This is a genomic window from Enterobacter sp. BNK-18 (genome assembly GCF_047456135.1).
In the GTDB taxonomy this organism is placed as follows: Bacteria; Pseudomonadota; Gammaproteobacteria; order Enterobacterales; family Enterobacteriaceae; genus Enterobacter; species Enterobacter ludwigii.
The window spans coordinates 785,069-795,666 of the sequence record NZ_CP179899.1 but is presented as its reverse complement, the minus strand read 5'-3'; the positions used below and the strand labels follow the sequence as shown (position 1 = coordinate 795,666).

Sequence of the window (10,598 nt, the reverse complement as noted above, 5' to 3'; positions counted from 1 at the left end):
ACCGATGCCCATAAGGTTCATGCCGATAAATGGTGAAACTGCTCTGTAAAGCGTCCGTCTGGCAGGCGCTGTGCGGAACAAAATAAAAGGCGGACAGAGGGAAACTGTCCGCCTGGTTTTTACGCGGTGGTTCGTTCGTTCCAGGAATCGGAATGAATGATGTTGCCGTCTTTGTAGGTCCAGGTGATTTTTTCGTAGCGCAGCTCGATCTGCTCAAGGTGGTTATGCTTCTCGAAGGAAGCATCCTTGATGTCGTGCATTTTTGGTGCAACTTTCACCAGCTTGACGTTTTCCAGTTTGGTGTTGAAATACTCAACTTCCTGACCGGCATCGTTGATCTTGTACCACTTGAACTCAGCAGACTTCAGGGTCTGGCCCGTGGTCACGGCTTTGTACAGATACGGGCTGGAAGAGTCGATTTCCTTGGTAAACAGGAACGGCGTGTGAATGCGGGTTCCAGTCAGCTTTCCAGTGTTGTTATCAGTCGGGATATACAGTGTGTGTTCCTGAGCAACAACTTCGATGCTTCCTTCGCGATCTTTCACATCTACAGAGCCCTTGATGTCAGCGCCGCCATCGTCTTTCAGCCACAGATAAACTGGGATTGCCATGTTTACTTCTCCATTTCTTGAGTTGAAACGTCACGTACATCCTGTGACGCATGTTTTGAGCCTGGCAGACGACAGGCGTCAGCCTGCGGTACCAGACTGATCTCGACACGCCGGTTATGCGCACGGCCATCAGGCGTATCGTTTGAAGCAATCGGTCGGCTGTTGCCGTAGCCCTGAACGGCAAAGCAACTCTCCGGGACGTCCCCGGTATCACGCATCCAGTTACGGACGGCTTCAGCGCGTTGTAAAGACAAGGTCTGATTGAGCTGTATGCTACCGGTATTGTCTGTGTGGCCGCTGACCACGATCAGCCAGCCCGGTTTGGCTTTGATCCCCACCAGCGCGTTGACGAGTATTTTGGTTGACCCCTCTTTGAGCGCTGATTTGCCGGAATCGAAAAGCGACATGCTATCGAGACGAACTATTTTCGGGACCGGTTTTGGTTCAGGGGCAGGTGGAGGTGTCCAGGTATCTATGGCCTGCTGCAAGGCCAGCCACAGGCGTTGTCCCGGGTAATAGCCCAGGCTGTAACGTAAAGGCTCTCCCTGCCGTTGCCAGCGTTCAAGCAGGAGTGCATCCTGTTTCAGAGCAGCCAGCGAGTCCGCTTTAGGACGGTAGTGATTCATCGGGATCGCGTTCCAGCGCTGTAAATCGGCACTCACCTGACGGATGAGGTCACGATTATTGAGCGCGGAAATACCCAATGCGGTCAGCGCGCACAGCCACATCAGCAGCACCAGGCGGCGGGTACGCTGCCCCCCCTGAACGGTTGATGCAAAAGGTGCCAGAAGTGGCAGAACGGCATCCGGGAAAAGGGTTGCCAGAACTGACTGACCGGGCTGGAGGGAAAACTGCAAGCAGGTCCGGGCACAAAGCCAGGTGGACCAGACTGACTGAGCCTCAGGATTGACCACGCCGAGGCGCATGGCCACGGAAAAAACACGTACAGGCGGCGTTAGCCGGTCCGGTTTCTCCAGCTCATCAGTCAGCGTATTACGGATAAAGGAAAATGCCTGGCTGACAGTTGGCAGTAGCAGGATATTGTCTTCCGCCTGCTGCCAGTCAATAAACGCCTGAGGCGAATCATTAACCGGACAGACTATCGGCTTGTCACCGCGAACGATGATCCACGGCGTTTCGGGCCCGGAAAATTCGGCATTCACCACCACCGGCAGTGTGAAACCCGTCAGGGATTTAATTTGTTTACACTGCTGGCGGAGCGTTTTCAGTGTGGAGCGCAGTACCGCTTCATCCTGATGTTCATCTGGCAGGCAGCGATACATCACCGAAAGCTGACCAACCTGCCGAGGGAATTGTTTCTGTATGCTGCGGACAACGTCAGTTAACCGGCTGACGTCACCGGCCCGAAGCCACCATCCCTGGGCTGTTTTACGCAGAGGGCCTCCCTGGAACAACGCTTCCAGCATGTCACCACACACCAGTACAACGGGGCTCTGGGTGTCGAGTAATGGCAGTTCAGCAGCCGGGAGGGTAACGTCAGATGTGTGCTCTTCACTCAGACAGTTTTTAAAAACAGTCCAGCCTGCCAGAAGGAGGATCAGCAGAGTGGCCAGGCCTTTAAAAACGGTGCCTGTCGGGATGAAATACCACAGCAACCACAGCAACGTGGCAACGGCTACCAGGGCGTGGAGGACGACCGGAATGATGACTGTTCTACGCATTAGCCATGCAGCTCCGGTATTTGTGCCGACAACAGTGACTGGAGCCAGAGGTGACCACCCCACCAGATAACGCCGGTAAGAATGACGGCGAGCGCTATCCAGAACCAGACTGAGCGCATCAGACTCCAACGATGTTTCCCCATCCGGTTAACAATCAGAGACAGGTCTGCATCAGGCGGAGAAACCCGTTCAGAAAGGGCTTTCACTACCTCATCACGCTCCGACTGGCTGACCGTTTTCAGGCTGTATAACCCCTGAAAACCCAGCGCTATCACCCGGTGATAGCAGGTTAAAACGGCCGGGTTAGGTGAGGGCTGACGCAGAACCTCTGCAATCCGATCCCACAACGCTTCGCCTGCCCGGAATGAGCCAAAAAAACGGGCCTGAAGCGGCGCTTTACGCCAGGCCACCTGGCCTTCATCAACTTTCGGCTCCTCTCCTTCCTCGCCTTTTTCAGACTTACGGCTCATCACCGTTTCGTCCAGCAAGGCACATTGTGCGTAGGAAATATGCTCCACACTGGCTTCGTCATAGCCGGCACGCTCCAGCGCTTCCCGCACACTTTGAACCTGTTTAACGCATTTGTTGTAAAGCGCAGTGCCATTAAGCGTAACGGCACCTTTTTTAAGCATAGTGACGGTAAGCCAGGTCTCCGCCATCAGTTGGTCGATGTCGATATCCTGTCTCATGAGCGCAATACCGCGAACAGTTCAAGTTCAAGAGCACCAAGCAACTCAGGCACATAGAACATGCATACGCCCTGCTCCTGCATTTCATGCGCAGCGGGGCTTTCCATATCGAGTGCGAAGTACTGGTTTTCCATGCGTACAGGCAACGCTGCCGGGACCCTGCTCACCGGGATCAACGGGATACCCTTAAGTGCCGCACCATAGATCTCGCTAACATCATCAGGTGAACCTGCCTGACAGAGTGCAGGGAATTTCTCGGCGACCTGCCAGGCCGGGATATCGGAGCGCACAGAGAGCCAGAGGTCGGCCTCTTCACGCAGGCGGATATCGTGGAGGTTGGCTTTCCATGTCTGTCCGTCCGGGCGGGACATTTCCAGGGCAATGACCCGGGATGGCAGACTGGCCTCCAGCAAACCCGTGATCAGGTCAAACAGCGGAGGAAACGCATTGGCCGGTTCCTCGTGGTCATAACCCGGAATGGCGTCAAGATCATGATTCAGGGAAAAGGTCAGCATACTGCCTGCCAGACGTGCAAGCTCCGCCCACACCTGTTCAGGTGGCCGGGAAGGAAAACGTTCGTATTCTGTCAGCACTCTGGCGTGAGAATTCAGTGCATTCAGCAACCAGAAAAGGGAAACATCGGCGACGGCAAAATCGGCGAGCCTTTCGTTGCTTTCACGACGCATCGTCATCAGACGCTGGCGCCGGGAGCGTAACTGACGATTGAGTAGCACCAGACGTTCGCGAAGGACAGGGCTTGCGGCAAAAGACGCAACGGGCGGAATAAAGGACGGATCCAGTCGCCATGCATTTTGTCCATCACGGATCAGTCTGGCCACCGGGCACACTTTCCAGGAATCATTGCTTTCATGGGCAAACCGGATGGTGAAATTATACCGGGCAACGGCTATGGATTCTTCTTCGGACCCGAAGGCATCCTGCAACGTCACCCATTCCTCGCGATAGCGGAGCGGGCGGTCTGCGGTAACACCTTCCTGTTCTACGTTGGCAATACCCGGCTGCATGTGAGGCAGTGCGATGACAACGGTTACGGAATCGAGACCTGCCAGCTGGCTGGCATCTAACTCCCGTGGACGTGGAGGCAGATCGCTCCTTTGAGCATCAATCAGCGATCCATCGTCCAGCCAGAGGCGTAGCTGCGTAATCTGGATCAGACCAGACGGAAGAAGGCTGTCATTAAACTCAATCTTTTCTACCCCCCAGGGGAATGGGGATGCTAGCGCAGATGCACCGGCACCGCGAAAAGACTCCCATTCAGCCTGCTGCTGGAACTGTTGAGGGGACAGTAAAGCCCCCTCGTTCCACAGTGGACGATATATTTTCATCCCTGCTCCTGCCCTATGCTTTAGCTTTCGGCATCTGGGATACCAGTGACAGATTGACGTCCATCCCTTCCACCTGGAAGTGCGGTACGGCGTACAGCTTCACGCGGAAGAAACCCGGGTTGTCCTCAATATCTTCTACCACCACTTTCGCATCACGCAGCGGGTGAGACGCCTGTAATTCATCACCCGGATCGGTCATTTCCGTCACCAGACTGCGAACCCAAGTGTTCAGCTCCAGCTCCAGAAGACGACGATCCTTAGTGGTGCCGATGTTTTCGCGCTGAATGAGCTTCAGGTAGTGCGCGATACGCGACAGCAGGAAGATGTAAGGCAGACGGGCGTTGATGCGGCTGTTGGCAGTAGCATCAGCGGTGTCATACGTGGCCGGCTTCTGCGTGGAGTTCGCCGAGAAGAAACAGCTGTAATCGCGATTCTTGTAGTAGGAAAGTGGAATGAAGCCCAGATTCGCGAACTCAAATTCGCGGGTTTCCGGGATCATCACTTCAGACGGGATTTTTACCTGATTGCCGGTACCGAGGTCGTACAGATGAATAGGCAGGTCCTGAACGGCGCCACCGGCCTGCGGGCCACGAATTTGTACACACCAGCCGTTGTTAATGAAGCTGCGTACCATGTTGGATGCAAAGGCAAACGAGGCGTTGGTCCACAGGTATTTGTCATGATCCGGACCTTTCACTTCTTCGACGTAGTTGAAGCTACGCACAGGTACGGTATCCGGACCATAAGGCAGGCGCCCCAGTACACGCGGCATAACCAGACCGATATAGCGGGAATCATCCGTCTCGCGGAAGGATTTCCACTTGATGTACTCAGCGCGGTCAAAGTAATTACCGATATCTTTAATGGCCGCCACGTCCTCCATATTGTCTTTCAGGAAGAATTTCGGGCCGGCAGAACCGATAAACGGCATATGTGCAGCAGCAGACACTTTAGAGATGTTGCGCAGCAGGGCTACATCCTGCGCAGACGCATCAAATTCGTAAGCAGAAATCAGCGCAGCAATCGGCTCGCCACCCGGGGTATCATACTCATCAATATATGTATGTTTATACAGCCCACTTTGGACGATTTCCGGGCAGTCTTCAAAGTCCTGACGCAGGTCTTCTTTAGACATATCCAGGAGTTCAACTTTCACGTTCTGGCGAAAATCGGTTTTGTCGACAAGAGATTTCACACCGCGCCACAGACTTTCTACCGCCTGAAAGTCTTCATGATGCATAACAGCATCAAGCTGACGGCTGATCTGGTAATCCAGTTCCGCGATATGGTGGTCAATCAGGTTTTTGTCGAGTTTCTCAACTTTTGAGCCCGCTTTTGTCAGACATTCCAGGAACACCTTCATGCCGGCAGTTAAACGTTCGTCTGCTGTTGCATCCGACATCGCCTGTGCATCCTGCCAGATATCAAGCGCACTTAGCTCAGAGACAGGGTTAAGATTGATTTTTTCAAACAGGGACGCATATACCCCGCCTGCTGCAGGACGTTCAAGCACTACACTCTCGTTACCCGCGGCATTCTCATTTTTTACAGACATCAACATATTCCTTATTAATCCGTTAAAAGCATATGGCCGTTATGGCTGTTTCGGAGCCAGGGCTGAGAGTTCGGCTCTGAGTTCTGCACTTAATGCAGGGTCGAGAAGAATTTTTTCCAGCTCTTTTCGGAAAGCCTGGTTATCAAGCAGGTTTGCTTTTAAATCGCGAAGCAAATTGCGCATGGAGAGCATGGCCTTCAGCTGAGGTATTTGCCGCGAAACCTGCTCCGGAGAGAAATCATTAATACTCTGGAATGTCAGATTGATGTTGTCTTCACTGCCATCACCAGCAAGCGTGTTTTTAACGGTAATATTTACGATTGGGGAATATTCGGAAAGTACAGAGTCAAAGTTGTTTTTATTCAGATTAACTTTTTTGCGCTCCGATAGTGGTGCAGTCTCCTGACCATTACTGAAGTCTCCCGCCACCAGTAATTTCAGGGGGAGCTCAGTTTTCTTGCTCGCTCCGCCCGTATGCAAATCAAGCTTTAAATTAATACGTGCCTTGGGTATTTCGGACTGAAAAGAAGAGTTAGACATGGCTATCCCTGTTTTATGGAGTTATAAAAACGGTCAATGCCAGTGAGAAATTAATAAGAAAGGCAAACCCAGCCAGAACAACTTCCAGGTTCACGTCATCGGACGAAAATCAAAACCCCGGAATTAAAAGCGGGCACATTCCATTCACCAGCATATCGACATTGTGTTTTTGAGTATTTGTCTGAAATGAAAAAATTTCGGATAAGACCCAATGGCCGGAGTGTAGGAACGTTCCCCATCCGATCGGAAACCAAAAAATGTAACAAAATGCTTCCAATAGAAATCCTGACAGCCAAAGATCATCTTTCTGATTTATAAGAATTTTCTTGCATACCCCTTTAACCCTTATGAAATAAGGGTGTACAGTAAGTGATCAATTTAATTTAGGGACAACTTTGTATAAAATCTCATCAATAACATGAAATATCTGATTTTGTACTTTTATCAAAAAATGAAAGGCAGAACGTGCCTGCCTGTATGAAAAATTGGCGACATTTACTGGCCTTCACCATTTTTATTATTTATTTAAATGGGTCTTATTATTTTCATCAGAAAAACAAATATCACAGGGGATTTTTGCATGCCTCGCCCCAGTACTCGTGATATGTACATCTCAGGTATCGTTCGAGGTCTGGGTACGACCTTGAACAACAACCTGTTCTGTGTAGTTTGAAAAAATTCGGAAGGGTGTCCATCATTCCGTAAGTTATATGCATAAGGGCGTACCTGTGAAGCTGATTCCCTTAGATCGTGTGGCTACATCCGATAACCATGAAAATGTAACCAGACGACTGAATGCTCTCATTGATGAAAACAGGCACTGCAATCGTGATGAAGATGAGATGTTTGCTATTAACTATTTTGAGAAGGGAACGACTCACGTCATTAAACGACCAGAACGGGTGGATAACCCCAATGACATCATCGCTGGCATTATCCTGGAACACCAGGAGCAAGATGTAACAGATGCCGGTTACTAATCCGTCCGATGAATTCTTAGCCCCACCGATACAAGCCAGACGACAATGGCATACTGAAAACCGACAAAAACAAAAAACCCAGGTCGCATAACGACCTGGGTTTCAAATTTGGCGGAAGCGTAGAGATTCGAACTCTAGAACCCTTTCGGGTCGCCGGTTTTCAAGACCGGTGCCTTCAACCGCTCGGCCACGCTTCCAAAGTGAGGCGCACTATAAACATCTATTAGCGCCTTGTAAAGCAGGAATTTTTCTATTTTTTTCTGCGGGTGCTATCCATGCCCCTTAAAAGCAAAAAGCCCCGCGATATGACTATCGCAGGGCTTTTATGTCTGGCGGAAGCGCAGAGATTCGAACTCTGGAACCCTTTCGGGTCGCCGGTTTTCAAGACCGGTGCCTTCAACCGCTCGGCCACACTTCCTAAGTGAGGCGAACTATAAACACCTCTCCGCATACTGTAAAGAGTGACTGCATTCGTTCGCTTTAAAAATAGCCAAAACGCGTTTAATCGGTTGAATAGACAACGTATCGGCCATTTTATCAGCACAAAATTCAGCGTTCATGCTCAGTGTTTTTTGATATACATGTCCCTGGTGAAATAGTACCCCAGCTTGTCCGGCGTGAATCCTCCCACCCACGGTTTGACCAGGTGCGTGCGGACATAGTGATAAACCGGAATGGCAGGCACATCGCGCGCCAGCAAATCTTCCGCCTGCTGATAGAACTTACCGCGCTCTGCCGGTGTTTTGGCTTTCGCGGCGTTCACCAGCGCCTGGTCATACTCCGGATTGCTGTACTGGCTGGTGTTTTCGCTGTCACCGGTACGGAAGTTGTTCAGGAAAGTGGCAGCATCGTCGTAATCGGCAATCCAGGCGTAGCGCACTGCGTCGAAGTCGTGGGTATGCATCGTATCGAGCATCGTTTTCCACTCCTGATTTTGCAGCTTCGCCTCCACCCCAAGGTTTTTCTTCCACATCGAACTGGCGGCAATTGCGATGCGCTGGTGCGATTCAGAGGTGTTATAGAGCAGGTTAAAACGCAGCGGATGGCTGGCGTTAAAGCCGGCTTCGGCCAGCAGCTTTTTCGCTTCTTCGATACGTTTATCCATCGGCCAGCTGGCATAGTCCGGGTTCTGGAGCGTCACACCGCCAATATCTGGCTGGCTGATAAGCCACGCCGGACGCTGCCCCTGCCCTAAGACCTTCCCGGCAATGATCTCTTTATCCAGCGCCATGTTCAGCGCCTTACGTACACGCGCGTCGTTGAATGGCGGCCGGGTGGTGTTGAATTCATAGTAATAAGTGGCAAGCTGCGGGGAGACATCCAGCTGGCTACCCAGGGTTTTCTTGAGCTGGGCAAACTGGTTGATCGGCACCGTATAAACAATATCGATTTCACCTGCTTTAAAACGGTTTACATCCGAGGCCTCGGAGGTGATCGGCAGATAGGTCACCTTATTGATAACGGTATGTGCGTTATCCCAGTAGCGCGCGTTACGCTCCGCCACGATGCGCTCGTTAACCACCCACTGCGACAGTTTATACGCTCCGCTGGTGACGATATGCTCCGGTTTGGTCCACTTATCACCAAACCGACCAATGAGCACCTTATCCACCGGCACCAGCGACGGGTGGGCCAGCATGGCAAGGAATGCGGCGTTAGGTTGAGTCAGCGTGACCTCAAGCGTGGTATCGTTAATGGCTTTTACACCCAGCGTATCCGGTGCTTTTTTCCCCTGAGCGATATCAGCGGCGTTAACAATATGCATGTTGCCCGGATAGCTGGCATACGGCGAGGCGGTTTTGGGGTCTGTCAGACGTTGCCAGCTCCAGACCACATCCTGCGCGGTAATCGCGGTGCCGTCACTCCATGTGATGCCTGGACGCAGATGAAAAGTCCAGACGGTGTTGTCTTTGTTCTCCCATTTTTCTGCCAGCCGTGGCTGTATTTCACCAGTTGGAGAAACGCTAACCAGCCCTTCGAAGATATCGCTGATAATATTGAATTCGACATCGCTTTCGACTTTATGCGGGTCGAGTGAGGCCGGTTCATTACCGTTGTTTCTGACCAGTTCCTGTTTATCGGCCAGCTGTGTTCCTGCTGGCACGTTAGCCGCCCAGGTCGCCGTGCTGGCGCACAGGATCCCTGCCGTTAACAAAGAGAGTGTAAAGCGCGTGCGTGCTTGTGGTTTCATTTCCTTCGCCTTATTGTCTGTTTTTTGACGATCCGGAAATAACACTTAGCGCTCAACGTGTAATAACGCAATATTTTTCAGTAACCTATAAGAGCTTGATCTGAATAAATGAAGCAAACCGTTGTTCATTCTGCTGAAAAGGTTTTCTGAAGAATAAACAACCAGCAGTAACGCTAACGTCCTGAGTAAAGATGGGTAAAACCACTTTGAGACTGGCGCGCCGTTTCCTATTCTTTCCGCTAATTACATCTGTCATAAGAGAGTGACTCATGGATCGTATAATTACTTCTTCACGCGACCGCACATCGCTACTCAGTACCCACAAGGTGCTGCGCAATACCTATTTCATGCTCAGCCTGACGCTGGCATTCTCGGCGATGACCGCAACGGCCAGCACCGTGCTGATGCTGCCGTCACCGGGTCTGATCCTGACGCTGGTGGGGATGTATGGTCTGATGTTCCTGACCTACAAAACTGCTGATAAACCGGTGGGTATTCTGTCCGCGTTCGCCTTTACGGGTTTCCTGGGCTATATCCTGGGGCCCATCCTTAACGCCTATCTGTCCGCCGGTATGGGCGACGTGATTGGCATGGCGCTGGGCGGTACCGCGCTGGTGTTCTTCTGCTGTTCGGCCTACGTGCTGACCACCCGTAAGGATATGTCCTTCCTCGGCGGTATGCTGATGGCCGGTATCGTGGTGGTGCTGGTAGGTATGGTGGCAAACATCTTCCTGCAGCTGCCTGCCCTGCACCTGGCGATCAGCGCCGTGTTTATTCTGATTTCATCTGGCGCAATCCTGTATGAAACCAGCAACATCATTCACGGCGGTGAGACGAACTACATCCGCGCCACCGTGAGCCTGTATGTATCGCTGTACAACATCTTCGTCAGCCTGTTGAGCATCCTGGGCTTCGCCAGCCGCGATTAATCAACAATGCTGTGAACCAGAGCCCCGCTTATGCGGGGCTTTGTTTTTTGGTACACTGCTGCGGTTTTTGACTGA

9 protein-coding genes and 2 tRNA genes are annotated in these 10,598 nt (G+C 51.7%); 2 read left to right on the top strand and 9 right to left on the bottom strand.

Annotated elements, in window-relative coordinates; all coding sequences use genetic code 11:
* Positions 1-119: 119 nt before the first annotated feature.
* From ACMGG3_RS03765 to tssB, 6 genes are read right to left on the bottom strand one after another with little or no spacing between them, the layout of a single operon-like run.
* Positions 120-611 (bottom strand): Hcp family type VI secretion system effector, encoded by a 492-nt coding sequence (locus tag ACMGG3_RS03765; RefSeq protein ID WP_001007312.1) that lies wholly within the window; start codon positions 609-611, stop codon positions 120-122.
* 2 nt (positions 612-613) lie between these two features.
* Positions 614-2,293 carry an OmpA family protein gene (locus ACMGG3_RS03760; RefSeq protein WP_032681315.1) on the bottom strand — a complete coding sequence of 560 codons (1,680 nt, stop codon included), beginning with the start codon at positions 2,291-2,293 and terminating at the stop codon, positions 614-616.
* Complete coding sequence (gene tssL / locus ACMGG3_RS03755) at positions 2,293-2,982, bottom strand: type VI secretion system protein TssL, short form (RefSeq protein ID WP_279259105.1); 690 nt, start codon at positions 2,980-2,982, stop codon at positions 2,293-2,295. The genes ACMGG3_RS03760 and tssL overlap by 1 nt, the downstream gene beginning before the upstream one ends.
* Positions 2,979-4,328, bottom strand: coding sequence for a type VI secretion system baseplate subunit TssK (gene tssK, locus ACMGG3_RS03750; protein ID WP_025204525.1), 1,350 nt, complete (start codon positions 4,326-4,328; stop codon positions 2,979-2,981). Before tssK ends, tssL begins: the two co-directional genes overlap by 4 nt.
* Positions 4,329-4,341: 13 nt before the next feature.
* Complete coding sequence (gene tssC, locus ACMGG3_RS03745) at positions 4,342-5,889, bottom strand: type VI secretion system contractile sheath large subunit (RefSeq protein ID WP_025204526.1); 1,548 nt, start codon at positions 5,887-5,889, stop codon at positions 4,342-4,344.
* Between the two features lie 33 nt (positions 5,890-5,922).
* Positions 5,923-6,423: a type VI secretion system contractile sheath small subunit gene (gene tssB, locus ACMGG3_RS03740; RefSeq protein WP_025204527.1), complete on the bottom strand. Its 501-nt coding sequence runs from the start codon at positions 6,421-6,423 to the stop codon at positions 5,923-5,925.
* Positions 6,424-7,151: 728 nt separating this feature from the next.
* Between tssB and ACMGG3_RS03735 the strand changes: the two genes are divergently transcribed.
* Complete coding sequence (locus ACMGG3_RS03735) at positions 7,152-7,403, top strand: DUF4942 domain-containing protein (RefSeq protein ID WP_305963117.1); 252 nt, start codon at positions 7,152-7,154, stop codon at positions 7,401-7,403.
* A gap of 109 nt (positions 7,404-7,512) precedes the next feature.
* Here ACMGG3_RS03735 and ACMGG3_RS03730 read toward each other — a convergent pair.
* The 3 genes from ACMGG3_RS03730 to ACMGG3_RS03720 form a co-directional block, all read right to left on the bottom strand.
* Positions 7,513-7,600 (bottom strand) — tRNA-Ser (locus tag ACMGG3_RS03730).
* A 133-nt stretch (positions 7,601-7,733) separates the two neighbouring features.
* A tRNA-Ser gene (locus tag ACMGG3_RS03725) sits at positions 7,734-7,821 on the bottom strand.
* A 144-nt stretch (positions 7,822-7,965) separates the two neighbouring features.
* Positions 7,966-9,594 carry an ABC transporter substrate-binding protein gene (locus ACMGG3_RS03720; protein ID WP_020884781.1) on the bottom strand — a complete coding sequence of 543 codons (1,629 nt, stop codon included), beginning with the start codon at positions 9,592-9,594 and terminating at the stop codon, positions 7,966-7,968.
* A 269-nt stretch (positions 9,595-9,863) separates the two neighbouring features.
* Between ACMGG3_RS03720 and yccA the strand changes: the two genes are divergently transcribed.
* Entirely contained in the window at positions 9,864-10,523 is a 660-nt protein-coding gene (gene yccA, locus ACMGG3_RS03715; RefSeq protein ID WP_014169445.1) for an FtsH protease modulator YccA, read from the top strand.
* Positions 10,524-10,598: the final 75 nt, after the last annotated feature.

Coding starts and splice junctions, on each gene's coding strand:
- tssC (WP_025204526.1), bottom strand. CDS start 5,889: ATGTTGATGTCTGTAAAAAATGAGAATGCCGCGGGTAACGAGAGTGTA.
- ACMGG3_RS03765 (WP_001007312.1), bottom strand. CDS start 611: ATGGCAATCCCAGTTTATCTGTGGCTGAAAGACGATGGCGGCGCTGAC.
- tssK (WP_025204525.1), bottom strand. CDS start 4,328: ATGAAAATATATCGTCCACTGTGGAACGAGGGGGCTTTACTGTCCCCT.
- tssB (WP_025204527.1), bottom strand. CDS start 6,423: ATGTCTAACTCTTCTTTTCAGTCCGAAATACCCAAGGCACGTATTAAT.
- tssL (WP_279259105.1), bottom strand. CDS start 2,982: ATGAGACAGGATATCGACATCGACCAACTGATGGCGGAGACCTGGCTT.
- ACMGG3_RS03720 (WP_020884781.1), bottom strand. CDS start 9,594: ATGAAACCACAAGCACGCACGCGCTTTACACTCTCTTTGTTAACGGCA.
- yccA (WP_014169445.1), top strand. CDS start 9,864: ATGGATCGTATAATTACTTCTTCACGCGACCGCACATCGCTACTCAGT.
- ACMGG3_RS03760 (WP_032681315.1), bottom strand. CDS start 2,293: ATGCGTAGAACAGTCATCATTCCGGTCGTCCTCCACGCCCTGGTAGCC.